This window comes from Alloscardovia criceti DSM 17774 (assembly GCF_000376885.1).
Taxonomy (GTDB): Bacteria; Actinomycetota; Actinomycetes; order Actinomycetales; family Bifidobacteriaceae; genus Alloscardovia; species Alloscardovia criceti.
Genome location: NZ_AQXR01000010.1, coordinates 348,326 through 375,252, shown reverse-complemented (window position 1 = coordinate 375,252; position 26,927 = coordinate 348,326). Strand labels below are relative to the sequence as shown.

Annotated in this window: 20 protein-coding genes; 19 read left to right on the top strand and 1 reads right to left on the bottom strand. The window is 49.7% G+C overall.

All coding sequences use genetic code 11. The features are described from left to right. The first annotated feature begins 8 nt into the window (after nucleotides 1–8). The 13 genes from D570_RS0104975 to D570_RS0104915 all read left to right on the top strand — a co-directional run bounded on the left by D570_RS0104975 (nucleotide 9) and on the right by D570_RS0104915 (nucleotide 17,338). The gene (locus D570_RS0104975; protein WP_018143299.1) at nucleotides 9–896 is read left to right on the top strand and encodes a carbohydrate ABC transporter permease; all 888 of its coding nucleotides are present in this window, start codon (nucleotides 9–11) and stop codon (nucleotides 894–896) included. 1 nt (nucleotide 897) lies between these two features. Continuing rightward, entirely contained in the window at nucleotides 898–1,722 is an 825-nt protein-coding gene (locus tag D570_RS0104970) for a carbohydrate ABC transporter permease (RefSeq protein WP_026181898.1), read from the top strand. A 4-nt stretch (nucleotides 1,723–1,726) separates the two neighbouring features. After that, nucleotides 1,727–3,448, top strand: coding sequence for a glycoside hydrolase family 13 protein (locus D570_RS0104965; protein WP_018143297.1), 1,722 nt, complete (start codon nucleotides 1,727–1,729; stop codon nucleotides 3,446–3,448). A 79-nt stretch (nucleotides 3,449–3,527) separates the two neighbouring features. Next, complete coding sequence (locus D570_RS0104960) at nucleotides 3,528–4,298, top strand: sulfite exporter TauE/SafE family protein (RefSeq protein ID WP_169331228.1); 771 nt, start codon at nucleotides 3,528–3,530, stop codon at nucleotides 4,296–4,298. Nucleotides 4,299–5,023: 725 nt separating this feature from the next. After that, nucleotides 5,024–6,088 (top strand): uroporphyrinogen decarboxylase family protein, encoded by a 1,065-nt coding sequence (locus tag D570_RS0104955; protein ID WP_018143295.1) that lies wholly within the window; start codon nucleotides 5,024–5,026, stop codon nucleotides 6,086–6,088. Nucleotides 6,089–6,156: 68 nt separating this feature from the next. After that, nucleotides 6,157–7,350, top strand: a complete 1,194-nt coding sequence (locus D570_RS0104950; protein WP_018143294.1) for an ABC transporter substrate-binding protein — start codon at nucleotides 6,157–6,159, stop codon at nucleotides 7,348–7,350. Nucleotides 7,351–7,401: 51 nt separating this feature from the next. Further along, nucleotides 7,402–9,294: an ABC transporter permease gene (locus tag D570_RS0104945; RefSeq protein WP_018143293.1), complete on the top strand. Its 1,893-nt coding sequence runs from the start codon at nucleotides 7,402–7,404 to the stop codon at nucleotides 9,292–9,294. Continuing rightward, a complete protein-coding gene (locus D570_RS0104940) occupies nucleotides 9,291–11,045 on the top strand; it encodes an ATP-binding cassette domain-containing protein (protein WP_018143292.1) in 1,755 nt (584 codons plus the stop codon). The genes D570_RS0104945 and D570_RS0104940 overlap by 4 nt, the downstream gene beginning before the upstream one ends. Before the next feature lie 200 nt (nucleotides 11,046–11,245). Then, nucleotides 11,246–12,811 carry an arabinosylfuranosidase ArfA gene (gene arfA / locus D570_RS0104935; RefSeq protein ID WP_018143291.1) on the top strand — a complete coding sequence of 522 codons (1,566 nt, stop codon included), beginning with the start codon at nucleotides 11,246–11,248 and terminating at the stop codon, nucleotides 12,809–12,811. A gap of 32 nt (nucleotides 12,812–12,843) precedes the next feature. Continuing rightward, nucleotides 12,844–14,220, top strand: a complete 1,377-nt coding sequence (locus D570_RS0104930) for an ABC transporter substrate-binding protein (RefSeq protein ID WP_018143290.1) — start codon at nucleotides 12,844–12,846, stop codon at nucleotides 14,218–14,220. A gap of 107 nt (nucleotides 14,221–14,327) precedes the next feature. Beyond that, nucleotides 14,328–15,236, top strand: a complete 909-nt coding sequence (locus tag D570_RS0104925) for a carbohydrate ABC transporter permease (protein ID WP_018143289.1) — start codon at nucleotides 14,328–14,330, stop codon at nucleotides 15,234–15,236. A gap of 1 nt (nucleotide 15,237) precedes the next feature. After that, on the top strand, nucleotides 15,238–16,152 hold the full coding sequence (locus tag D570_RS0104920) for a carbohydrate ABC transporter permease (RefSeq protein ID WP_018143288.1): 915 nt from the start codon (nucleotides 15,238–15,240) through the stop codon (nucleotides 16,150–16,152). A 121-nt stretch (nucleotides 16,153–16,273) separates the two neighbouring features. Then, the gene (locus D570_RS0104915) at nucleotides 16,274–17,338 is read left to right on the top strand and encodes a LacI family DNA-binding transcriptional regulator (protein WP_018143287.1); all 1,065 of its coding nucleotides are present in this window, start codon (nucleotides 16,274–16,276) and stop codon (nucleotides 17,336–17,338) included. 21 nt (nucleotides 17,339–17,359) lie between these two features. Here D570_RS0104915 and D570_RS0104910 read toward each other — a convergent pair whose 3' ends face one another. Then, on the bottom strand, nucleotides 17,360–17,977 hold the full coding sequence (locus tag D570_RS0104910; protein ID WP_169331227.1) for a YesL family protein: 618 nt from the start codon (nucleotides 17,975–17,977) through the stop codon (nucleotides 17,360–17,362). A gap of 518 nt (nucleotides 17,978–18,495) precedes the next feature. On the opposite strand from D570_RS0104910, the gene D570_RS0104905 reads away from it, so the two are divergent. From D570_RS0104905 to D570_RS0104880, 6 genes are all read left to right on the top strand, one after another. Continuing rightward, nucleotides 18,496–19,518, top strand: a complete 1,023-nt coding sequence (locus tag D570_RS0104905; protein ID WP_018143285.1) for an ABC transporter permease — start codon at nucleotides 18,496–18,498, stop codon at nucleotides 19,516–19,518. Nucleotides 19,519–19,545: 27 nt separating this feature from the next. Next, complete coding sequence (locus D570_RS0104900) at nucleotides 19,546–20,478, top strand: carbohydrate ABC transporter permease (protein WP_018143284.1); 933 nt, start codon at nucleotides 19,546–19,548, stop codon at nucleotides 20,476–20,478. A gap of 98 nt (nucleotides 20,479–20,576) precedes the next feature. Then, nucleotides 20,577–22,340: a type 2 periplasmic-binding domain-containing protein gene (locus D570_RS0104895; protein ID WP_018143283.1), complete on the top strand. Its 1,764-nt coding sequence runs from the start codon at nucleotides 20,577–20,579 to the stop codon at nucleotides 22,338–22,340. A gap of 224 nt (nucleotides 22,341–22,564) precedes the next feature. Continuing rightward, on the top strand, nucleotides 22,565–23,260 hold the full coding sequence (locus D570_RS0104890; protein ID WP_018143282.1) for an SGNH/GDSL hydrolase family protein: 696 nt from the start codon (nucleotides 22,565–22,567) through the stop codon (nucleotides 23,258–23,260). Beyond that, a complete protein-coding gene (locus tag D570_RS0104885) occupies nucleotides 23,250–24,707 on the top strand; it encodes an alpha-L-fucosidase (RefSeq protein WP_018143281.1) in 1,458 nt (485 codons plus the stop codon). The genes D570_RS0104890 and D570_RS0104885 overlap by 11 nt, the downstream gene beginning before the upstream one ends. A gap of 31 nt (nucleotides 24,708–24,738) precedes the next feature. After that, the gene (locus D570_RS0104880) at nucleotides 24,739–26,922 is read left to right on the top strand and encodes a glycoside hydrolase family 3 C-terminal domain-containing protein (RefSeq protein WP_018143280.1); all 2,184 of its coding nucleotides are present in this window, start codon (nucleotides 24,739–24,741) and stop codon (nucleotides 26,920–26,922) included. Nucleotides 26,923–26,927: the final 5 nt, after the last annotated feature.

The following is a 26,927-nucleotide window of genomic DNA, read 5'->3' as shown; positions in this document are numbered from 1 at the left end:
GGAAGACTATGAAATCATTAGGTTCTAAGCTTCGCTTGAAGTTCGTGGGACTTGCATTTTTACTTCCTGCATTTGTGTTTTATGCCGTCTTTGTGCTGTGGCCAATTATTCAAACCGTGTGGTACTCCCTGTATGACTGGAATGGCATCGATCTGGCTACTTGGGTGGGTCTCGAAAATTATCGTACGGTATTTACGGATGCAAGCTTGTACGGGTCCATACTCCACTCGTTCTTCCTCATCATCTTCTTCTCCATCATTCCTATCGCCATTGGTTTAATCGTCGCGGTGCTCATAAAAGACATCAGGCACAAGGGCTTGAGCTCATTCGCACAGGTGTGCCTCTTTTTGCCACGCGTTATTCCAGGAGCGGCGGCCGGTGTGGCTTGGACATGGATGCTGGCGGATAAAGGTGCCATTAACCAGATTTTGCGTTCCATCGGTTTGGGACAATTTACGCACGTGTGGCTGGGAGAGCAAAGCGTAGCACTGGGAGCTGTGGGCATTATCGGATTCTGGCTCCAGCTCGGATTCTGCATTGTGCTTCTCCTTTCCGGCATCGGCGGCATTGATGAATCACTATATGAAGCGGCATCGCTAGACGGTGCTGGATGGTGGCGAAAGCTTTTTGCGATTACGCTGCCGGGCTTACGTGGGCAAATTGGCGTATGTCTCACCATGACCATTGTGTCCGCGCTGGCAAGCTTCGATGTGGTCTACATGTCTACTCAGGGTGGGCCGGGTACCTCCACGATGGTGCCAGGTGTGCAGGTATATCGTCTGGCTTTCACGCAGCAAGCCGTTGGTCTCGCATCTGCGCTCGCCGTCACGCTCATGGTTCTAGTCTTTGTGGTGGTCGGTCCGCTACAGTCACTCGTCAATAGGAAGGATGATTAACATGAAGCAGTCGCAGAGTACTCGATATTTTGGTTATGCGGTGCTTATCATCACCATACTTTTTACCATTCTTCCCTTCATCAGCATGCTGTCGGCAGCGCTTCAACCACAAGGAAGCACACCCGAGGGCATAGATTTCAGTGGGCAACTCCATTGGGAAAACTTCATTGATGCATGGAATGTAGCCAATATTGCGCCGCTGTTGAAATCCAGCATTATTTTGGTGCTGGGTGTGGTTCCAGCGGTGATCATTTTTGCTGCTTTGGGCGGTTACGCCTTCGCGACATTGCATATTCCCTTTGCACGTCTGCTATACATGCTGTTCCTCGTAGGACTGACCATTCCCTTTGAAACTTTGGTTACGCCTTTGTACTACGAAATCAGTGCCATGGGCATCCTCAATACGCGACTGGCACTTATTTTGCCCATGATCGGCTTGAATATGCCCTTCGCCATTATGTGGATGCGCTCCTGCTTTGAGCAGATGCCACATGATCTGATTGAAGCGGCTGAAATCGATGGAGCAGGGCATTTCAGGACTTTCCTGCATATTGAACTACCTCTAGCCTTGCCGGCCTTAAGTTCCTTAGGCATTCTGACATTCCTCGCCACATGGAATCAGTTCCTTCTGGCAGTCGTGCTCATCAACGATCCTGAAAAACGCACAATGGCGGGTGCTTTGCAATCCTTCGTAGGACAATACCAGACCGATGTGGTTTTACTCAATGCGGGCGCTTTGCTCATTATGGCCCCAACCGTGATTTTGTTTATCTTCTTGCAACGCTATTTCATTCGTGCAATGCTTGCAGGCTCTGTCAAAGGATAATGTGATGAATATTCCTTCCCACAATTCTGTCGCATGCGACACTCATCGCCTAAAAGACCATAAGAACGCGTGGTGGCGCGATGCTGTGATTTACCAAATATATCCACGTGCATTCTCGGATTCGAATGGTGATGGCATAGGCGATATTGCGGGCGTTACACGTCGTATGGATTACATCCAATCCTTGGGCGTGAACGCAATCTGGCTATCGCCGTTTTACCCATCTCCCCTGAAGGATGGTGGGTATGATGTGGCGGATTACAGAAATATCGATCCACGGTTGGGCACGCTGGATGATTTTGATGTTATGGTCAGCCAGGCTCATGCGCGGGGCATACGTGTAGTCGTGGATATCGTGCCCAATCATACCAGCGATCAGCATCCTTGGTTCCAAGAAGCATTGCGCAGCCAGCCCGGATCGCCCGAGCGTGAACGCTATATTTTCCGTCGGGGTCGTGGGGAAAAGCATAACCTACCTCCTACAAACTGGATGAGTAATTTCGGTGGAAGCGCGTGGCAGGCATGCGGTGATGGTTGGTACTATTTGCATCTTTTTGCGCCCGAACAGCCCGATCTCAATTGGGATAATCCTGAAGTGCGAGCGGATTTCATCACAACGCTCAAGTTTTGGGCGGACCGTGGCGTGGATGGCTTTAGGGTAGATGTTTCGCATGCACTTGCGAAAGATTTACGTGAGCCCTTGCGTGATCGACAACATCCAGAAATTCCTGCGCCGGAAGACACCAGAGGGGGTGATCCTTTATGGGATCGCAACGAGGTGCATGAGATTTACCGCGAATGGCGCGAAGTGCTGAATTCTTATGATTCCGAGATATTCGCGATTGGTGAGACGTGGACGCCGATGACGTCTCGTGTGTTTGAATATGCACAACAAGACGAGCTGGGAGCCGTTTTTGATTTTTCTCTACTGAAATCTGCCTATGATGCGCGCGAATACCGAGAAATTATCGAAAGAACCTTCCAGGGAGCCACTTCTGTAGGCGCAAGCCCAACGTGGGTTTTGGGCAATCATGATGTGCCACGCGTGGCTAGTCGATTGGGCTTGGACAAAGGCGTCGACGTGGAGCATTGGGTGACATCGAATAATACGGATCCGAAGATTGATGTAGCGCTTGCTACTCAGCGGGCGCGATCGGCGGCGTTGATTGAGCTCGGTTTGCCGGGTACGGCTTTTGTGTATCAAGGGGAAGAATTGGGGCTACCGGAGGATCTGGGGCTGACGGATAAGGATATCCAAGATCCTATCTGGGAGAGAAGTGGGCACTCCTTCAAAGGGCGAGATGGGTGTCGTGTACCTTTGCCGTGGACGCGTGCGCGTGGTGTAGAAGGAGCTTTTGGTTTTAGCGATACAGGCAAATCCAATCTTCCACAGCCGCAGTGGTTTGTTGATTTCGCGGCCGATACTCAAGGACAATGTGGAGATGGCTCTATGCTGAGTCTGTATCGTGAGGCCATCAATCTGCGCTCAAAGTATGTCAATCATCGCGCCTTAGCAGGCACAATTGCATGGCATGATGAGCGGCTCCACGAAGATGTGCTGGATTGGTCCCTTGCCACAGGGCTACGGGTTCTTGCAAATTGCTCACGGACGCAGACTGTGTCTGTGCCCGATGGTTATCAGGTCATCTTATCCTCCCAACCTGAAGCAGCTGAAGGTCTTGTACCTCCCACGACCACGGTGTGGTGCATACGCCGTACCGTGTAGCACAGAGGTGCATTTCAAACGATGGGCAGGTTCTGCTTCTCCTGCCCATTTTTCATACCTGATTTCTAGTATGGACAGTATGAAAAGATCGCTTTCCCTTCTTCCTTTAATCGCTATCGGTGTCCTCGTTGGCATATTTTCCGGGCTTTTCGGTGTGGGTGGTGGAACGATTATGGTGCCTGCGCTGATGTTTTATGGTCTGAGTCAGCGCGAAGCCTCCGCCACCTCCTTGGCGGCCATGCCCTTGGCGAGTCTTGGAGGTGTGATCTCTTATGCCGTGGCGGGAAATGTAGACTGGGCCATGGGGGCGCTCATTATCGTCGGCTCCATTACGGGCGCCTGGGTGGGTGCGCGCTTGCTGCACGTCATTTCCGAAAAGGCGTTGCGCTGGTGTTTTGTGGCCTTTTTGCTCGTGATTATCGTGCAGCAATTTTTTCAGCTACCCACGAGGACTTCGCATGTGGAACTCACACTGCTTTCCGGTGCGGGCATGATTCTGCTTGGGTTTGTGGCAGGCGTACTCGCGGCTTTGCTGGGTGTGGGCGGCGGCGCTATCCTCGTGCCGGGCATGGCATCGTTCTTTGGCGCCAGTGATTTGGTTTCGCGCGGTACGTCGCTGTTGGCGATTTTGCCGGGCGCAATTTCTGGTACCATCAGCAATGTCAAAGCTCGCATCGTGCAGCTCAAAACGGCGGCAATTATCGGGATTGCGGCTCTTGTTGTGACGCCGATTGGTGAAATCATCGCCCAATGGTTGACCCCGCAGATGAATAAATGGGCCTTCATTATTTTCTTAATTTTCATCATTATTCGTAGCATTCGCGCGGCCCTGCGTGCACAGCAGAAATAAGAGCGAAAATTCACGCAAACAGAGAAAAGCCCTGAGCGTGAAATGCACCTCAGGGCTGGAGAGAAAGAGAGAGAAGAAGGATTAAATTATCTTGGGGGAGCACCTGCTCAGCGTCCGTCTGCTTCGAAGGGGAAGCTTGGGTTCCTGTGCGGTTCTTCCTTGCGTTGGTATATATATAACCGCTCGTTTCTGAGTAACACACCAGAAAGCCTCTGACAATAAACTGGGAACTGTGTAATCCGTTTGTAAAAATGGACGAATTGCAGAATTCTCATCCGAAAAACACGCCGTGATTTTGTTGAAATTTAGCGATTTTAGAAAATCATGAGAAATAATCTTTTTGCATTTTTCTATACATGTGTTTATAGTTGCAACCATGATTAATTCCAACAACACCTTCGAAGGCACCGCAGTGCAGATGCTGCGTAGCTGTCTGTGTTGTTGTATGTCCCGATAAACTCCCGCGCATTTATGAGTTTATGGGGATTTTTTGCTAAGCCCCTGGTTTTAGTGTAAGTAAATTCATGCACGACAGTTGAGCACGCGTATATAAATTATTTCGATACCTCACCATAAAACCGCAGAAAATTAGCAAAAATAATCTCCCTTTTAAACTTTTATAAATTTCTGCTATAGCCACGCGGGCTAATTCTCATTCGAAACGTACTACAACTAAGAAACAGACCAATTTTCTATTTTTTCAATATTTCACAAAGGGAGAGAAAATGACCACAACCTTTACGCCCCGTCGTCAGGCATTCTATGACATTGCGCGCGGCACAGCGGATGCAAACAAAACCCCATACCTCGTAGCGGCTTGGCAGCACCTCATCGGCAATGAGTACGGTGCGGAAACCTTCGGCAAGGCTTATGTGGAATTCGTTCAGCAGTGGGATTGGGATTGGGTAAAGATCAATCCACGCGCTGTGTACTATTCCGAGGCTTGGGGAAGTACATATGATCAGCATGAGTACGCTGGCTATGTTATTCCTCGCAAACACACGGATGCCGTGCAGAAGCCGGAGGATTTGGACAAGATTGTCAAGCTTGATGTGCACGCGGATAACCCATTCCATGAGGAATTTGAGGCTGCACGATACATCCGCGAGCATCTTCAAGATCGCGCGGTTATCCAGACCGTATTCTCACCATTATCCGTCCTCTTGCAGCTAGGTGATTTGCCTCTGTATCCAGGAGACGATTACGCTACGCCTTCTACCACGCGTGAAGCCGTTTTCTCCGATACAGATCGTGTGAAGCGCGCATTGCAAAATATCGCCGAAACACTGGCAGTTTACGCTGCTGAGCTCGTTACGCCTGAAGAGCAAGGTGGTGCAGGTTTGGACGGCATCTTCTACGCGGTGACGGGTACGGTCTCCCACGACTTCTTCACTCAGGAGGAGTACAACGAGTTTTCCAAGCCGTATGACGAACTGATTATCAACGCCATTCGCCAAGCAAATCCTGAAGCTGTGGTGCTGCTCCACACCTGCCGTGAAGATTCCCACCCGGACTGGTTTGCAGGTCTTGCCGATATCATCCATTGGGATCAGTTCTTGCCAGGCAATCCACACATCGATCATGAAATTGGCGCAGTACCCGTGGGTGGCGCAAACTTCACGAAGTTTGCTGTGGACGATCGCAAGGATGTAGAGGGCGTGCGCACGCAGCTGAAAGAAACCATCGAGGAACGTGCAGGCAAGCCATTCTTGCTCGCCCCAAGCTGCACCGTCCCAACCCCAGCCTCTGGCGAGGCCTTGGAAATCCTTGCAAGTTTTAAAAAGTTTTAAAACCGTGAAATAAGCAGAAGTTCGCAGCTTCATCATACGTATCACAATAAGAAAGAAAGATAAAGAATATGAATTTCGCAACGCATACGAAGTCCTTATGGAAAAAGGTAGGAAAGGTGGCACTGGCCACCACTGCAGCAGTCACCATTTTTGCGACTTCGGCTTGCTCTTTCGGTTTGGGCGGAGATAATTCCAGCTCAGCAGCAGAGTCTGACACGGTCAATATCGCAGCTATCTACCCAGAAACCGGTCAGTATGCCGAGTACGGCAAGCTTTTTAAGCGCGGCTGGGAACTCGCTTTGGAAGAAGTGAATGCAGATGGCGGCGTACAAGGCAAGAAACTGGGCATTAAGTACTACGACACTCAGTCCGATGCAAAGCAAGATGCAGCCGTTGCGCCAAAAATTGCTGCAGATAGCTCCGTTATCGCGGTAGTTGGCGATTACTCTTCTTCCGCCTCTGGTGCGGCTTCGCCAACATTCAACCAGGCAAAGCTCGTACACTACGGTTTCAATAATTCTGCTACGAACTTTACGGATACAGGTGAGTATGTATGGAGCCCACAGATTACACAGGCGACTTATCAGAAGCTGAATGCGGATACCGTGGCAAAGGTGGCGAAGAAGATCTCCGTCGTTTACATCGAAAATGACTGGGGTAAGGAAGCATATCAGGAGTTCAAGGCAGAAGCAGAAAAGCAGGGCATCGAGATTGCGTACGAATCGTCCTACTTGGCAGATTCCACCGATCTTTCTCCAATGCTGATTCAGGCGCGTGACACAGATCCTGAGGCCATCGTGAACATCGGCTACGGCCCAGACGGTGCTTTGGTACTCAACACCTTGCGCAACAAGCTCGCATGGACGGGCCCATTCTATGGTGGACAGGAAACATCCGAATTCCTCGACAATGCGGGTGAGAATGCGGAAGGCACGATTATCACCGGTAATTTCAGCGCCAGCGGCGTCACCACCGATGAGCAGAAGGCCTTCGTAGAAGCGTTTAATAAGAAGTACGGATACAATCCGGGCAACTTTGAAGTCACCTCCTATCAGGCTATTAAGGATCTCGCTTACGCGGCAAACAAGACCAGCGCAACGCGCGAAGGTATCCAGGAAGCCTTGAAGACCGTGACAGACTTCCCGCTGTATCAGGGCAATGGCGGCACCTTTAAGTTCAACCAGACCACGCGCCGCGCAGATAATATTGACCCAATTTTGCTCATCGTCAAGGATGGCAAGTTCGTCCGCTATGACGCATAAATACGAGAAATATTAAGAACCAAAGAGTAGTAATAACTGAAGGTTTGATAAATGTTTGATACTCTCTTTTCGGGCTTGATTCACGGCAGCGTGTACGCTATCGCTGCCGTGGGCATGTCCCTTATTTTCGGCGTCACGAATGTGGCGAACTTTGCTCAGGGCTCCATCGTAGCCGTGGGCATGATGACGGCGTGGTGGCTGGGTACATCCCTAGGTTGGGGCTTAATTCCTACGCTGGCTGTCGTTATCGTGGTGACGGGAATTCTCGGATTTGTGATGAATTTCTTTGTCATCTCTCCCTTGGAAGGGCGCAAACCCATTGCTGCATTGCTGGCCACCATTGGTGTGGGGCAGATTTTAGATAATGCATTGCAAATTATTTTTGGCACACAAACGCGTCAATTCCCGGAAATTCTACCAACGCATAACCTGCAAATTAACGGTTTTCGTTTTGGTACCTCCGATATTGTGGCCATCGTCGTCACCATTATATTGATGACGGCTTTGTGGGCATTTTTGAAATTTGGTAAAACGGGTCAGGCTATCCGCGCGACTTCGCAGGATCCGGAAGCTGCACGCCAAATGGGCATCCCGGTGAAGTCTATCCGCCACATTTCCTTTGTGATTGGCGCTGTGCTGGCGGGTATTGCAGGCATTTTTGTGGGGCTTTCCAATGGCAATATCAATCCTACGAATGGCGCCAGCATTGGTATGACGGCCTTCGTCGCGGCCACTATTGGCGGGTTGGGCTCCATTCCGGGTGCTGTAGTGGGCGGTCTTGTGCTGGGCGTTGTGGAGGCTTTAGGTATTTCGTGGCTGGGTGACGGTGCGCATGACCTTATTACATTCGGCGCTTTGCTGCTCATCCTCATTTTGCGTCCTCAGGGTTTGCTCTTTAAGTCCACCGCCGTGCACTCCGAACCGATGACAGGCACTTTCCTCGAAAATTCGCGCGCCATCCGGCTGCCGAAGTGGACGAATTGGCTCATCGTTGTAGTCGCCGTTTTGCTGCCCTTCGTATCCAATAATGCCTTGGCAGGAGCGGGCACACAGGTGGCCATTTATGCTCTAGCAGCCGTGGGCTTGACTTTGATTTCCGGCTCGGCGGGTCAAACTATTTTGGGTATGGCGGGACCCTTTGCTACGGGTGCATATACCTCGGCTATTCTCGTCACGCAGTTCGGTTGGAGCTTCTTTGCAGGCTTCATCGCAGGCGGTATAGTCGCTGCTGTAACGGCAAGCATCCTCACCTTCCCGGTGTGGAAGCTGTCAGGTCATTATGTGGCCATCGCCACCATTGGCGTGGGTGCAGTAACCGTGGCTATCATCCGCTTGTGGGAGCCGCTTACGCGCGGATCATTGGGCATCCAGGGCATTCCATTTCCTAGTATTTTTGGCGCCACCTTGGATACGCAGCAGAAGATGTTCCTGCTGGATATGATCGTGCTGATACTCGCGGTGTGGGTGGTTTCGCGTTTGCATGCCTCACATCTCGGACACGTATTCGCTGCGGTGGGTGCGGATCAAGATGCGGCGGAAGCCTTGGGCATTCGTTCTAATGCTTATAAAGCTTTGGCCTATGCCATTGCTGGCTTCTTTGCTGGCTTGGCCGGTGCATTGCTGGCGCATCAGTACACGTACATTGATCCTACGATTTTCAACCCGACCATGTCTACACTGTTCCTCACGATTATCGTGCTCGGCGGTATGAATTCGCCTTTTGGAGCGGTTATTGGCTCTGCAATTTTGATTGGTTTGCCGGAAGTTCTACGTTTTGCCAGCAGCTGGCGCAGCATTATTTACGGAATTTTGCTCGTACTCATTATTTTGTATCGTCCACAAGGCCTCTGGTCACGCACCGTGGCACAGGCTCAGCACAACGACGAATCTTCGGACAAAAATCCACAGTCAGGAGAGGTTCAGAAAGCGACGGTGACGGCATGAAAACTCTCGATAATATCCATAAAGGCGAAAGTTACGAAGCACTGACACCGCAAGAGCATCGCACGCGTGTCTTGGCCGCACCCGTGGTCTTGCGCGTGCGCGAGCTGGAAAAATCCTTCGACGGTTTGAAAGCCGTGGATAATGTGTCTTTCAACCTGCACCGTGGCGAAGTCATTTCGATTATCGGCCCTAACGGTTCGGGGAAATCTACCACCATTAATTTGATTTCGGGATTCCTAGAGCCGGATGGTGGCATGATTGACATCAACGATAATGCCGTAGCGGGCTTGCCTTCGGCTGAAGTAGCGGAATATGGTTTGGCGCGTACCTTCCAGAATGGACGTGTTTTTGGGTCTTTAACCGTCAAAGAAAACATTGCGTTGGGCTATCACAAGAAGCTTGCGGCTACGCGCCCCCTATCTCAGATTCAAAAAATACCCTTGGTGCGATGGCTCAGCCTGCTGGGCGAAACGGCCACGGCTTTGGTAAAAACGCCTCAGATTAAGCGTGAGGAAAAGGAAGTAGATCAGCGCATCAACCGCGAAATTGATTATTACCGCGAGCGTTTGGGCAGTCGCTTACACGACGCTACCTACACTTTGTCTTATGCTAATCGCCGACGCACGGAAATTGCACGCGCTCATATCAGCGAGCCAGAAATTCTGCTCCTGGATGAGCCTACAGCGGGTATGAATCAGTCGGAAACGGCAGAAGTACTACAGCAACTGCTCTATTTAAAGGAACAGGGCCACACCATTTTGTTGGTTGAACACAAGATGGATTTGGTGTCTACGGTTTCCGATCGTGTCATCGCCATGGATGGCGGAAAAGTCATCGCCATGGGCGAGCCGGATGAGGTACGCAATAATCCACTGGTCGTCGAGGCTTATCTGGGTAAAAAGCTCGGCACGGATGAGGATGTGAACCGTGTGCGCACGGTTGCACGTGCTCAGGGCAATTCCGGCGTGCTCAATCAACAGAACGCGTTGAATGATAATGCTCACACCAGCATCGATGTAAACGGCGAAAAAAGCCTGCTGACTATGACGGATGTGAATGTCTACTACGGTCAGGTGCACGCTTTGCAGGATGTGAATCTCACCGTACCTCAGGGAGCTGTTGTGTCTTTGCTGGGTGGAAATGCCTCGGGCAAGTCCACCACGATGAAGACCTTGCTGGGCATTAATAAGGTAACATCCGGCGCTTTGGTGTATGAGGGCGAGGATATGACGCACTGGTCTACTCGTCAACGCGTTATCCAAGGCATAGCCGCTGTGCCGGAGGCGCGCCGCATTTTCCCACAGATGAGTATTTATGAGAACTTGCTCACCGGCGCATACACGCAAACAGATCGCCAGCAGGTGGAGCAGGATGTGGAAGCCATGTATGAGCGTTTCCCGCGATTGAAGGAAAGGCGCAATCAGCTGGCGGGCACCATGTCCGGCGGCGAGCAGCAGATGCTGGCTTTTGCGCGCGCTTTAATGAGTCATCCAAAGCTTATCTGCATGGATGAGCCAACCATGGGTTTGTCTCCGCGCTTAGTGGAGGATGTGCTGGAGCAAATTGCGCGTTTGCGCGATGAGTTACATGTCAGCGTCCTTATGGTGGAGCAGCAAGCTCAACTGGCCTTGTCTATCGCGGATTATGGCTATGTTTTGCAGTCGGGCAGAATTCGTCTGGCGGGCACGGGCCAAGAATTACTCAACGACCCTCGCGTTCAAGAGGCATATTTAGGAGGTGCCACGGCTTAAAATCGACTATTTCTTTGGTTTCACAGGTGACTCGGCTCTGAAAACGGAGCTGAGTCACCTTTTTGTATGGCATTATCTGAATAATAACTCGGGCGTGTCGCGTTAGGTAAACGATATACTAAAAAACGTAGATACAAGGTTGTACTAGCTCCAAAGACGGGGCTTCACTTCAGCATATTCCAGTTAATTAAGGAGCATATATGACTGACGCACGCAATGCCAACAGCACAGAAAATCTGCGCGCTCGCATCGTTGCCGATGATGAATTTGAACTCTCCCCAGTGCCACAGCGTATTTTTGGTTCGTTCGTAGAACATTTGGGACGCTGTGTGTACGAGGGCATTTACGAACCGGGACATCCTACCGCAGATGAGCATGGATTCCGTCAGGATGTCATCGACCTCGTGCGTGAGCTGGGAGCCACCACAATCCGTTATCCGGGTGGAAATTTCGTCTCGGGTTATAGATGGGAAGATGGCGTAGGCCCTCGTGAAAACCGTCCCCGCCGTCTCGATACTGCTTGGCACTCGACGGAAACAAACGAATTTGGCTTGCACGAAATGCACGCATGGCTGAAAAAGGTGGCCGTGGATGGTCAGCCAAATGAGCTGATGGAAGCTCTGAATTTGGGCACGCGTGGTCTGCAAGAGGCTTATGATTTGGTGGAGTACTCCAATATCCCAGGAGGTACCGCGCTTTCCGAACAGCGCAAGGCAAACGGCGCTGAAGAGCCATTTAATATCCGCTTCTGGTGCCTGGGCAATGAAATGGACGGACCGTGGCAGCTGGGTCATAAGAGTGCAGAAGATTACGGCACTTTGGCTGCGGATGTGGCACGAGGCATCCGCCAAATCGATCCGGATCTAGAATTAGCGGTCTGCGGATCGGCTGCTCATAACATGCCAACCTTTGGCCAGTGGGAAGAAACCGTACTTGAGCACACCTATGATTTGGTGAACTTCGTATCTTGCCACGCATACTACGAGCCGGGTCATTACGACGGCGATATGCAGAGCTTCCTCGCTTCGGCCGTGGATATGGATGGCTTTATCAAGGAAGTCGGCTCCATTATCGACACGGTGAAGGCCAAGAAGCGCAGTAAGCATGATGTGTTTATTAGCTTCGATGAGTGGAATGTCTGGTATCAAAGTGCAGAGCCAAGCAAGGTGCCAGAAGGCATAGGAAACTGGCCTGTAGCTCCACATTTGCTTGAGGATGTATACAGTGCTGTGGATGCTGTGGTCTTCGGTGACTTGATGATCACCTTGCTCAAGAATGCCGACCGTGTAAAGGCCGCATCTTTGGCTCAGCTCGTCAATGTCATTGCTCCAATTATGACTGTCAAGGGCGGGGATGCGTGGAGGCAGACCACCTTCTATCCATTCTCACTCACCGCTCAGCTCACCAAGGGCGGCACGGTGTTGGAGCCAAAGCAGTCGTCCACTCCTGTGGAAGCGAAGGCTTATGGAGAAGTGGAGTCTGTCAATTCTGTAGTGGTGAAGCGCGAAGATGGCTCGTATGCCATTTTGTTGACGAATCGTTCCTTGAACGACGCTGCAGATGTCGAAATTTCGTTGCCAACTGGTGGATGGGCATCCGTCAGCGCAACAACCGTGCACGATGATGATATCCATGCTGCAAACACAGAGGACAATCAAAATCGCGTCACACCTACCCGCAATGACACCGTGCGCTTAAGCGACGATGGCACGCAGGTAACTCTTACTGTTCCAGCGGTTTCCTGGACTGCAGTTGAGGTGAAGTAAGAGAGAAAAGATAGAGAACAAAGGAGTATCTCATGCAAATTAAGAAGGTATTAGCTACGGTTGCGGCCGCGAGTATGGCAATTGGTTTGGCAGCATGTAGCCCTTCTGCCTCATCCTCTGCGGCGGCTGAAGGCACAGATGCACATAAGAATGACTCTGCAAGCTGCCAAAATACCATTAAGAAAGAGGGCGTGGAAAAAGTTACTGTATGGGCATGGTATCCAGCAATTGAGCAGATCGTAGATCAGTTCAACGAAACGCATGATGATGTGCAAGTCTGCTGGAATAATGCAGGTCAGGGTGGACCTGAATATACCAAGTTCCAGAATGCTATCAAGGCGGGCAAAGGTGGCCCGGATATCATCCAGCTCGAGTACGAAGCAATGCCTCAATTCGTGGCGGGTGCGCAAAAGCATCTGGTGGATCTGACCAAGTATGATTTCGCGAAGTATAAGAGCGAATACACCGAAGGTGCGTGGAATGGCGTAACCATTGGTGGTGGTGACTCCGTCTACGGTGTGCCGGTGGATTTGGGCCCATTCGTTATGTATGTGAATCAGGCTGTTTTTGATAAGTACAACGTTGCAGTTCCAACCACCTGGGAAGAATTTGCACAAGCAGGTCGCGATTTGAAGGCTGCAGGATACGATGGTTACCTTTCCGATTGGGCTCCAAACGGTACTGCTGTGAATGTGGCACTTTTTGCTCAAAAGGGAGCAAAGGTGTATAACTATTCCGCTGAAACGCCAGACAAGGTGGGCATCGATTTCAACAGTCAAGAAGTCAAAGATGTGATGGACTACTGGCGCGGCCTTGTAGAAGAAGGCTTAGTAGATACGACGGATTCCAACACTACGGATTGGAATACCAATATGCTCTCCGGTAAGTACGCCGCTTATGTACAGGCTTCCTGGCTCGGTGGATATCTCAAGGGCTTAGATGGTTCCGAGCAGGGCACTTTCCGCATTGCGAAAGCTCCAGTGTGGGATTCCTCCACGCCATCCGTAAACCAAGGTGGTTCCGCGTGGGCAGTAACCGATCAAGCTGCCAATACCAAGGTGGCCGTACAGGTCGCGCACGATCTCTTCGATTCCGATGAAGCACAGCAGATTGGCGTCACCACAGCAGGACTCTTCCCAGCATGGACGAAGATGCTCGAATCGGATTACTTCAAGAATTTGCAAGACCCATTCTTTGGCGACCAGAAGATTAATGAAGTAACCATCCCTACAGCTCAGGCATACAAGGGCGATGACTTCCTGCCATTCCAGACCTATGCCTATGACACTCAAAGCAAGTCATTTGCAAGCATCGTTCGTGATGGTCAAGATACATCTTCCACGTTATCTGCGCTAACGAATTCCCTCAATGAGTACGCAAAGCAGCAAGGCTTTACGGTTACAGAGTAGAGAATAACACTTCTCCAACACCATCGTGGAGGCGGGTTTCTCCGCCCGCCTCCACATTCTTTTCCTTCACCGCATTCAAAGGCGAATGAAAGTTTGAGAGGAATAAAATGAATAAAAATAAGCAAAACCAAGTAAAAAGTTTAAGTCGCCAAGGCTTGTGGGGATGGATTTTTACTGCACCATTCTTAATTGTTTTTGTACTTTTTCTCGTAGTTCCATTGGTATACGCTTTTATCGTATCGCTCTTTACCTATACGCAGGTTCATGGTGAATACTTCTCCGGATTTGCCAATTATCAACGCGTATTTACAGATCCTATTTTCTTAACGGGTATGGGACGCGTCATACTCTACACAGTGGTGATGGTACCTATCCAATTAGGCTTAGCACTGATATTTGCATTGCTTATGGATTCTTTGAAAAACCGTTTCGCTTCTGTCAGCAGGCTTTTTATCTTCCTGCCATACGCAGTGCCGGGCGTTATCGGCGCGCTGATGTGGGGCTTCATGTACTCAAAGAACATGGGACCATTCACCTCCATATTTGATCTCTTCGGTCTCCAAGCTCCAGACTTTCTGAGCCCTCAAGGTATTTTCGGTGCCTTGGTCAATGTGGTGACTTGGCAGTGGACGGGATACTACATGGTTATTTTGTACTCTGCATTGCAATCCATCTCACCAAGCCTGTATGAGTCCGCTCGCATCGATGGTGCCAACGAGCTGAGAATTGCTACCCAGATTAAGATTCCCATGGTTTCAGGATCGCTGGTAATGGTCACCATCTTCTCGTTGATCGGTACGCTGCAGTTCTACACAGAGCCAAACGTACTGCGCAATCAAGCGCCTACGGTTATTCAGCCGGAATACACACCAAATATGTATGCTCAAGCGCTCGCCTTTAATTACAACCAGACCAATTATTCTGCAACGGTTTCCTTTGCTTTAGGTCTTATTGTGGTCATATTTAGCGTCATCTTCATGCGATTGACGCGTAAACAGTCTGGATTGGGGGACTAAAATGGCACGTTCCACTGTTTCCAATACAAAAACTTCATCTGCTGACATTCCTTTCAACAAAGCCAAAAGCCATCCGCGCGTATTCACCGTAGCTGTGCTCGTCATCGCGTGTGTGTACTTCATTGTGCCTGTGTGGTGGTTATTCGTAGCGTCTACGAAGACGAATTCCGGCTTATTCTTCGGCGCGCATGGCAGCTTGTGGTTTGATAGTAAATTCGCTTTGTGGGACAATATCGTCGCCTTAGTGAACTATCAGGGTGGAATCTACTGGCGTTGGATTTTCAATTCCTTCTTCTACGCTTTCGTGGGAGGTTTCCTCGCAACGACTATCTCCGTTCTTGCGGGCTATGGTTTCGCAAAATACCGTTTCCGTGGAAAGAACCTGTACTTCAATATCGTTCTGGGCGCATTGATGATTCCAGCTACGGCTTTGGTGATTCCTACATTCTTGCTCATGAGTAAATTCAATATGACCGATACCATTTGGGCGGTGCTTTTGCCGAGCATGCTCAACCCTATGGGCGTGTATCTTATGCGCATTTACTGCCATGAATCGCTCCCTGATGAGATGATTGAGGCTGCACGCGTGGATGGTGCAAATGAGTTTTACACCTTCTGGAAAGTGTCACTTCCTATTATGCGGCCGGCTGTGACCACAGTATTCTTGCTGTCTGTCGTCGCTGCATGGAATAACTACTTCCTGCCACAAGTGGTCTTGACCAGTCAAAAGCTCTTCCCAATTACCGTGGGTCTGACAAACTGGCAGGTAAAGTCCCAAGCAGGTGCCGCTTCCGAGCAGGTCTGGAACTTAGTCACTTCGGGTGCCTTCATTTCGATTGTGCCTATGGTACTGGCCTTCCTCTTCTTGCAACGCTACTGGGTGGGTGGTCTTACTGCCGGTTCTGTAAAGTCGTAAATCTCATTCCTCTCCTCACCAGATGTGGGCATGATGCGCAAAGCGTCATGCCCACATTCATAAAATGGCGCAGCATTGGATACAGTATTGTCAAGGGTTAAAAGAAAGAAAGAGTAGCATTATGGTAAAGAAAGTCACCATTACTCACGTAGCAAAAGAAGCGGGGGTGTCGATTAAAACTGTTTCCAACGTGTTGAACAATACGGGAAATATGCGTCCTGAAACGCGTAAGCGAGTCCGCGAAGTCATCGATAAATTGGGATATCAGGTGAATCTTGCCGCCCGAAGCATGCGTACGGGGGCGACGAAGCTTATCGGTTTGGGCATTGCAGACTTTTCTCAACCTTTTAATCCTTATCTCGCTGATAGTATTATTCAGGCTGCGCGCGAGCGTGGATATGGTGTGCTGACGAGCACATACGGGTATCACAATCAAGATGTCGAATCTATCTTAGCGGAAACACACAAGCTCCCTGCAGACGGGTGGATTTTCTTCACGGGGCAGGTAGCGGGAGAAGATTCTGATATTTTTAAGCAAACATATCCGGTAGTTCTCGCATCAGACTTCAGTGCCTTCAACAAGGTGGATAGCGTTACCATGGCGGGTCATGCTGCGGTGATGCTTGCGGTGGATGAACTGATACGTAAAGGCAAGAAAAGAATAGCCTTTGCCGGCGCTCCGATGATGAAGGCCGGGGAGAGTGAAGAGCAATATCTTCACAGAATTGACCATGCTGAGTATGGTACGGTTACGGTGCGTACAAGGGCGTACTGTGATGCTCTGCGTGCTGCACAGCGACCTGTAGATATGCGCTATATTTTGCGCAGTGAGCTCATCGATCACAAAAATGGCACGCAGGTTGTGAAAAATCTGCTGGATAATGTGCGCAATAAGGTGATGGAGCTTCCGGATGCCATCGTCTGCGCGAACGATGCGTTAGCCTTCGGCGTCATCCATGAGTTGGCGAAAAACGGTATTTCTATCCCTGAAGATGTGGCGCTCGTCGGCTTTGATAATGTGCCAGAAGCGCATTATTCCAATCCAACGTTGACTACGATTGATCCGCACGTGGATGAATATGCACAAAAAGCTGTGGAATATCTCATTGAGCGCATTGAGGGGTATAACGGCGAACCGCGCCGATATGTGTCTGGATTCGAATTGCAACGTAGACAGTCGGCATAAGAGGCTGCGAATTGCCTTCGACTACTCAATACTCGCCGTAGGCAGTGAATAATCCGGCTTTTCCTCGCGCTTGCCTGAATTTGCGTTCTCCACACTGCTAAAAATGCGTAGGAAAATAAAGGATTTTGCATAGGCTACCCATGAAAAACCGAGCACAACCACAACTACGCGCAGAATAGGAGCGTACACGACTATCGCGAGAAAGGCGATATCGATGAAAAGAAGAAGCAAGGTTTTACCAAAGGCAAACCAAGGAAGCATGAGTGAATTCTTCCACGTGGTACTAAACGCAGCCGCATAACGCGCTAAGAGTGGGAAGTGAAATTCGAAACTCAACACGGCAATGGCGGTAGCAAGAATGAGCACCGGCAAAACAAAGTAAGCATAGTTCGTATCCAGTGCATTCCAGAATACGATGCTGAAGAGTATCAAAGCGGTGGTTGCCAAATAAATCATGGATGAAGCCAGCGATGGAAGAAATTCCTTTTTAAATCGCTTCAGATATTCTTTCCATAAGACAATGTCAGGATTGTCCTGATAAGCAAAAATCGTGCTGTACAACGCTGTACGCGCGCATCCGAAAGTGATGGTGGGGATGAGGGTGAGTACGAAGAGTATATTCAACGCTGAAAAACTCACGCATTGGCGTATAAATTCCCAAAACCGCCCATTTACGTTAAATTTCATAGCTTCACTATAGCGTCCGAGATTTTATAAATACATTTTTCTTCGAAATTTCGATTGTGCTCATCGAAATCTTTGAACGGGGTGGTTTCGAAAGTTAGACGGCATAAATGAACTGAACGTTTAAGTCTTACTGAAAAAACAATCCATAGTACACCCAGCACAGCCAAATGCATACATTTCGATAAAAATATGTAAGAAAGTGTTCGTTTCGATATCTCTTTGTAAGAATAACTCACATCTGCCTTCGAAATAATCAAAAAACTTTTGAGCCAATTTTTGACGTCTCTATAGTAAAAGGCACAACTTCACCGCTGAGGTTACAACACACATAGCAAAGCTCAATGCAGTTAGTACTTTGTGCTGTCACCAAGCCGGACCGGCATGGCGATTAAGCAGCACGCAGGGGATACTTGCGCCTTGAGTAAGCAATGGAGCAGTGCCTGAGCGTGTGCTTGATAGAAGGAGATGAAATGTCTTTATCTGTGGCAGCAGGTGAGCAAGGCAGTTCGCTGAAGGGGCGCATATCGCGGAAAGATTCGCGTAAAACCTCGAAATCGAATACGAATATCGCTCGCCCCCCAAAATCGAAAGAGCAGAAGAAGCAAGGCTTTAAGATCTGGCTTCTCATTGTTCCTTTCCTCATTCTCACAGTTCTTTTTAGCTACCTACCACTATTCGGCTGGATTTACGCATTCTTTGATTACCAGCCACCTATTCCTCTGTCGCAAAGCGAATTTGTAGGCTTGCAATGGTTCCAAATGCTGGTGGAAAATCCGGCTCAGGTGCAGGCTATTGGTCAAGTGTTGATCAATACATTCGCTATGAGTGGTCTGAACTTGCTGACGGCCTTCTTCCCGCTGATATTCGCCGTTGCACTCAACGAAATTCGTGCGCGTTGGTTTAAGAATTTGGTGCAAACACTGACGACGCTGCCGAACTTTATCAGCTGGGTTTTGGTCTACGCAGTGGCTTTTGCGCTCTTTTCTTCCACAGGTATGATTAACAGCCTTTTGCAGGATTGGCATTGGATTTCTGAGCCAATTAAGTTCCTCGATTCCGATGATCACACGTGGCTCAAGATGCTGCTGTGGAATATTTGGAAGGGCCTTGGTTGGGGTGCCATCCTTTACTTAGCAGGTATTTCTGGTATTGACCAGGAGCTGTATGAAGCAGCGCAAGTCGATGGCGCTTCACGCTTCCAGCAGATTATCCATGTCACCATTCCGCAGCTGATGCCGACCTTCTTCGTCCTACTGATGCTGTCCGTATCCAACTTCTTAAACAATGGTATGGATCAGTACTACGTCTTCCAGAACGCTTTCAATTTGAAGCACATCCAGGTTCTGGATTTGTATGTGTACAACGTCGGTATGGGTAGCAACTCACTTTCGCTTGCTACAGCTATTTCGATGCTGAAATCTTTGGTAAGCGTGGGCTTGCTCTTTATCGTGAACTTCATTTCGAAGCGCACTCGCGGTGAATCCATCATTTAAACGGCGCAGCGAAAGTAAGGAAAAATCATGAAAAAAACAGTAAAGACAAGCGTTTCGCCGGCGATGCGTCGCACGCGTGGAGAGAAAATTTACAATGTTTTTAACATTGCTTTCTTTATCCTCTTTGCGTTCATCTGCGTATATCCTTTCTATTATCTGATTATTAATTCGATTTCGGATAATTCTGCATCCGCTGCAGGTCAAGTCAATTGGTGGCCTCAGGGCATCCACTGGGAGAACTACAAGCAAGTCTTCCTGATGGAGGGCTTGAGCAGAGCAGCCTTTATCTCTTTGGCTCGTACAGTGCTCGGTGCCGGATTGACGGTTATCGCCAGCGGTTTCTTGGGCTTTATGTTCACGCAAAAGCGCATGTGGGGACGTACATTCTGGTACCGTTTCGTCATCATCACTATGTACTTCAATGCGGGCTTGATTCCGATGTTTATCACCATGAAAAACTTGGGATTGACCAATAATTTCTGGGTATACGTGCTGCCTGCTATCGTGCAGCCATTCAATATCATCTTGGTGAAGACCTTCATTGAATCGATTCCTGCCAGCTTGCAAGAAGCAGCAGAAATGGATGGCGCGGGTACGCTGACGATTTTCTGGCGCATTATTTTGCCAATGTGTACGCCAATTTTGGCAACGGTTGCCATCTTCTCGGCTGTGGGCCAGTGGAACTCCTTCCAGGACACCCTGATTTATATGACGGATTCGAAGCTCTACTCGCTTCAGTATCTCTTGTACACCTACATCAACCAAGCAAATGCTTTAGCTGCGTCTGTGAAGGCCAGTGCGGGATCGGCTATGAATGTGGCTGCTCTGGCCACCCAGCAGACACCTACCTCAATTCGCATGACTGTTTCGGTCATCGTCGTATTACCAATTTTGTTCGTTTATCCATTCTTCCAGCGTTTCTTCGTCAAGGGCATGATGCTGGGTGCAGTGAAGGGCTAAAGCCTTCCGAGGCTTCAACCTCGCACAGAAACAGTGAATGGGAAAACGAATTTACGCATCACGGTGAAGTGGTGTGGAGAAAGATTAAGGAGAAAATAATGTCTCTCAAGAAAAAGGCAATAGCCGCTGTGGCTGCAGTGCTGACTACAGCAATGGCGCTATCCGGCTGCGGATCGAATAGTTCTTCGACGGCTGTGGACACATCCGATGACGGTCAGCTGATGACCGTGGATGTTTTCGATGAACTCGCAAATTACCAAGGCATCCAAAAGGGTTGGTTTGCGAAGATTGTGAAGGATAAGTTCAATATCGAACTCAATATCATCGCTCCAAACGTTGCAGGCGGTGGTAGCACACTCTTCGATACGCGCTCGGCGGCTGGCAATTTAGGTGACATTATCATCACAGGGTACGGCTCTGGTCGTGGAGCCAAGCTCGTTAAGTCAAATCTGATTGCAGATATGACGCCTTACCTCGATGGCATGGATTACATCAAGAAGTATTCCGATGCTACAGACAATCTCAATTCCGTCATCGGACAAACCTCCGGCGTGTGGGGCATTCCGGGATCGGTATCCACGCGAAACCCGACTGAAGCGGGAGAAGGCCTGGAGCCAACCTTCGGCCCATACCTGCGTTGGGATTATTACAAGGAAGTGGGCTATCCAGATATTAATACCCTGGAAGATTTAATTCCAGTACTCAAGTCCATGCAGGATGCCGCTCGTGCAAAGACCGGCGATAACTCTATTTATGCCATGTCCCTGTTTAAGGACTGGGATGGCAACATGATGAACAACGCCAAGCAACCAACCTGCTACTACGGCTTTGATGAGAGGGGCTTTGTGCTGGCCAAGGCAGACGGTTCTGATTTTGAATCCGTAACGCAGAAAGATGGTATCTACGAGCGCGTGCTGAAGTTCTTCTACGCCGCAAACCAGGCAGGCATCGTCGATCCCGAGTCCACCACCCAAAACTATGACACTATGAATTCCAAGTACAAGGAGGGCAAGGTACTCTTCTCCTTCTGGCCATGGTTGGGTCAAGCTGCTTACAACACCACAGAGCATAAGAATGCGGGCGAAGGCTTTATGATTGCGCCGTTGAAGGATCAGAAGATCTTCTCCTTCGGTGCTACTCCAGACGGTTATAATACGATGATCGCCATCGGTGCCAAGGCTAAGAATAAGTCGCGTTTGGTGAAGTTCATCAACTGGTTGTACTCTCCAGAAGGCGTGTACGATGGTGGCGCTCAGACCAGTGGTTCTGCTGGTCCTCAGGGTTTGAATTGGGAGATTAAAGATGGTCAGCCTGTGCTAACAGACTTTGGCGAAACCGTGCTCAACGGCGGTACTGCAAACGTGCCGGACGAGTACGGCGGCGGTTCCTACACAGAAGGTGTGTCCGCATTGAACTTCCCAACGGTGCTGCCATACGATACGGATCCAGACACAGGCTATGCCTACAGCGCAACCATGTGGCCAAGCGAAATCGAGAAGAACTCTCAGAACGCCTTATCTCAGGATTGGTCCGAGCATATGGGTGGCGCTCAAACCACCATGGATTATCTGAAGGCCAATAACATGCTACTCGTAGCTCCAGGTGCTACATTTATCGAGCCAGATGAGGATTCGCAAATTTCTACCTTGCGCGGTTCTATTAAGACGCAGATCGTGACCTCCTCGTGGCAGGCAGTCTTTGCCAAAGACGAGTCCAGCTTCAACCAGATTCTGCGCGAAATGGAAAGCACAACGGATGGTCTCGGCATGGATAAGGTGCTCGAAGTAGATATGGCGAATGCCAAAGCGCAGGACGAAGCCCGAAAGAAGATTGCTGAGGAATACGCCAATAAATCCGAGTAAGAACGCGCAAGCGGTGATTACTCATCCTCAGCCAGGGATTGCACACACATAAAGCAATTCCACACAGATTTCAGTGGATAAGCTGAAACATCGGACGGATTTGCTGTGAAGGTGGCGCAGATTACTGTGCAAACCTCAGCAAATTCGTCCGTTTCCTGTAAAACCTCGGCACACAATTGCCGAAACTGTACTACACACGTCACATGAGATAGCGAGGCTATGCAATGGCGCATTCCATAGCACACATACAACTCGAACCACACTCACGCATAGTTTTTGTGGGGGACTCCGTCACGGATGCCGGTCGAGACTATACCGCAATGCCGGGCGGCTGGGGCTTTGGCACAGGGTATGTCAATCACATTCATAACCTCTTATCTGCCGTGTATCCCGACCATGCATACATGACCATAAACTCTGGTTTCAGCGGTGATGATATAGATGCGATGGCGGACAGATGGGATACAGATGTCCTTGCGCTCCAGCCGGATTATGTATCCATCATGATTGGTATCAATGACGTCTGGCGGCATTTTGATGGAGAGTTCAGGCAGGCTCCCACACATGATGTGGCGTACTTTTCCCAGGTCTATGACACACTCATCGAAAAAACACGGCAGCAACTTCCTGAGCTCAAGGGCATTTATGTTCTTTCTCCGGTCATGTTTGAGCGCAGTTTTGATGACCCGATGCGCGCACTATTAGCGGATTTTCAAGAGGCCTGTCAGCAGGTAGCACAGCGTCAGCATTGCGTATTTATCGATATGCAAGCCGCAATTAATCGTTGTTTGGAATCTCAACACTCCTGCTTATTTAGTGCCGATCGTGTCCACCCAAACGAGCGGGGAGCCATGATATTGGCGCATGCGTGGTTGACATCCGTGGGATTTGATTGGAAGCGTGAAGACTATGACAATTAGCGTGGATTATATCGACGAGGTTATCGCGCGCGGCCCATATGAGGCAAGCTGGGAATCCTTGAGTCGTCACCGCGTACCTGAATGGTTTTCACAGGCAAAATTCGGGATTTTTACGCACTGGGGCCTGTACACCGTGCCAGAATTTGGGAACGAATGGTACTCGCGCAATATGTACATCGAGGGCAGTCCTGAATTCCAGCATCACGTACTCACCTATGGTGCCCAGAAAGATTTTGGATATAAAGACTTTATCGCGCAATTTACGGCGGAAAATTTTGATGCATCACAGTGGTTGGAGGCTTTCGCTGATGCGGGAGCGCAATACTACGTGCCGGTTAGTGAGCACCACGATGGATATCAGATGTATGCCAGTGCCTTGTCGCCTTGGAATACGGTGGAAACGGGGCCACATCGGGATATTATTGCGGAATTAAAACAAGCTACACAAGACCAAGGGCTGCATTTTGCCACTTCGAATCATCGGGCCGAGCATTGGTGGTTTATGGGACATGGCAGAGAATTTGACTCCGATATTTCTCGTGGATTGTATGAGGATTTTTACGGCCCGGCGCAAGTCGAACCGGATAATCAGGATATTCATAGTCGTCCCGAGCCTTCGCAGGAGTTTCTTGAGGATTGGTTGCTCCGTAATTGTGAAATTGTGGATAAATATCAGCCAGAAATTATGTATTTTGACTGGTGGATCCAGCATACGGCGTTCAAACCCTATGTCCGAAAATTTGCGGCGTTTTACTATAATCGTGCTCACGAAAATCACCGGTCTGCAAGCATATGCTCCAAAGACGATGCTATGGCATGGGGCTCGAGCATTATCGATGTGGAGCGGGGTGGCTTTGATAATGCTCAGCCTTTTGTATGGCAAATGGACACGTCCATTGCGCGCAATTCCTGGTCATATACACGGGATTTGGAGTATAAAAGCGCCACAGAAATAATCACCACACTGGTGGACGTCGTCAGTAAAAATGGCAATCTGCTGCTCAATGTGGGCCCTCGGGCAGACGGCTCGCTGGCACCTTATGATCGAGAGCTTTTACACCGTGTCGGTACGTGGTTGCGCGCACACGGCGAGGGAATTTATGCAAGCCGTCCGTGGAAGATTGCAGGCGAAGGTCCTACGCATATCCAGCAAGGCATGTTTAGCGAGTCGTGCACGCAGTGGACGAGCAGGGATATCCGTTTTACGACGCGTGATGGATTCATTTATGCCTTTTGCATGAATCCCGAAGGCCAGCAGGACGTGTTAATCCGCAGCTTTGCCCGTTATCACAACGGCATAAAACCTGTCTTTCACGGTGAAATCGCGGAAGTCGAACTCCTGGGCTATGGCTCAGTGTCGTATGAGCGAAGGGATGAGGGATTAAGGCTTCCCGTGATAGGCGTCGACAGGAGCCAGCCCATTGCGTACAAAATTTCAGTGAAATAACAACTCGTGGTTGAGAAAGAGCAAAAGAAACATGACACAGACAGAACACCATTCAGTTCCCACCAACGCAGGCAAGAGTCACACACACAAGCTTTCGAATGAACAGCTTGATAATCTCGTATCTCAGTTAACTCTGGATGACAAAATTGCCATGATTCATGGCGCCGGGCTCTTCCGCACAGAAGGCGTGGAAAGACTGGGCATACCGGCTTTTGTGATGAGCGACGGTCCTATGGGTGTGCGTCGAGAATTTGACAATGCACACTGGAATGCTATCTGGAATACGCGTGATTTCGTCACGTATTTACCGAGCGGAAGTGCCATTGCCTCGACGTGGAATCCACAGCGTGCACGTGACATGGGCGAGGTGCTGGGGCAGGAAACCCGTGGGCGTGGGAAAGACATGATTCTCGCTCCGAGTGTGAATATCAAGCGCAGTCCTTTGTGCGGGCGAAATTTTGAATATATGAGCGAGGACCCGCTGTTAACTGCGCGTCAGGCGGTGCCATTCATCGAAGGCATTCAAGAATCGGATGTGGCGGCCTGTGTCAAGCATTTTGTGGCCAATAGCCAGGAAACGGATCGACTTCAGGTGGATGAAAGCATCAGTGAGCGCGCACTGCGCGAGATTTATTTGCCTGCTTTCCAAGCGTCTATTCAGCAGGCGCATTCTTTGGGCATCATGGGTGCGTACAATCTCGTCAATGGTGAGCGCTGCTGTGAAAGTCACACATTTTTGGGCAAGATTTTGCGTGGAGAATGGGGCTTTGAGGGCATTGCTGTATCCGACTGGGGTGGCGTTTTTCGCACAAAAGAGAGTGCGGAAAGTTCGCTCGATATCGAAATGAGTGTGACGGATAATTTCGATGACTATAAATTTGCTCAGCCCCTTAAGCAGGCAGTGCTTGCGGGTGACGTGGACGAGAAACATCTGGATGCCAAGTGCAAGCATATCCTCCATGTGATGAATGAGCTGCATATGTTGGGCGCGGATCGCAGCCATCGTCAAACTGGTTCCTATGCGACGGCTGAGCATCGTGCGGCGGCATTAAAAACAGCGGAAGAATCCATTATCGTACTGAAAAATGACGCATCCGTGCTGCCTTTGCAGGCGCAAGAGCTCCATAAAGTGCTCGTTATTGGGCACAATGCAGACTTTATCCATTCGAGCGGGGGTGGGAGCGCAGAGATTAAAACCCTCTATGAAATTTCTCCACTGTTAGGTCTCAGCAGCGCTTTGGGTGGAAATACGCAGATTGACTATCTTCCAGGATATGAAACGGATAAGTCCGAAAATCAGAACGATAATTGGCAGGAAGAAAGCCTGAAAGACGGTGTACGTACGCACTCCTCGCAGGACAGTGAGAAGAATGTTGCCTTGCGTTGCGAGGCGGTGGAGGCTGCACAGTCAGGCCACTACGATGCCGTCATCTACGTGGGCGGCTTAAACCACGACTTCGATGTAGAAGGACTTGATCGTACGGATATGAAACTGCCGTATGGTCAAGATCAGCTTATCTCTGAGCTCCTCGATGTGCAGCCGCATGCAGTTATAGTGCTCGTGGGTGGCTCACCGGTGGAAATGCCGTGGGCTGATAAGGCCAGCACGCTGGTGTGGAACTGGTATGCAGGCAGCGAAAGTGGTACTGCCTTAGCGCATGTATTGCTGGGTAGCGTAAACCCGAGTGGTCATTTGCCAGAAAGCTTCCCCGTTCAACTTGAAGATAGCCCGGCGCACGCAGTGGGCACCTTTGGGCTTAAAGGCCACGTCCGCTATGATGAGGATATTTTTGTCGGATACCGCTACTTTGAAACACACAATATCCCTGTGCGTTTCTGTTTTGGTTATGGATTGTCTTACACCACGTTTGCGTATAAAGATTTCATGGTGGAACGAGAAATTCAAGCAGGGCAGCAGGCCATACGTGTGGCGTTCAGCATTGAAAATACAGGAGACAGGGCAGGATATGCTGTGCCGCAGCTGTATGTGGGGTATGAAAATACCGGGGATGAGCGTCCGGTGAAAGAGCTGAAGGCTTTCGACAAGGTATTTATCGAAAGTGGAGACAGCGCACATGTAGAGATGAGTTTGCCCGCATCCGACTTTGTCTACTGGTCCGATGGCTGGAAACAGGCGGGAGATATACGCCTGTATATCGGTGAATCTGTGCGCGATATCAACTACCGCACATTCGTGAGCTTGGACCACGAGTAAAGCGA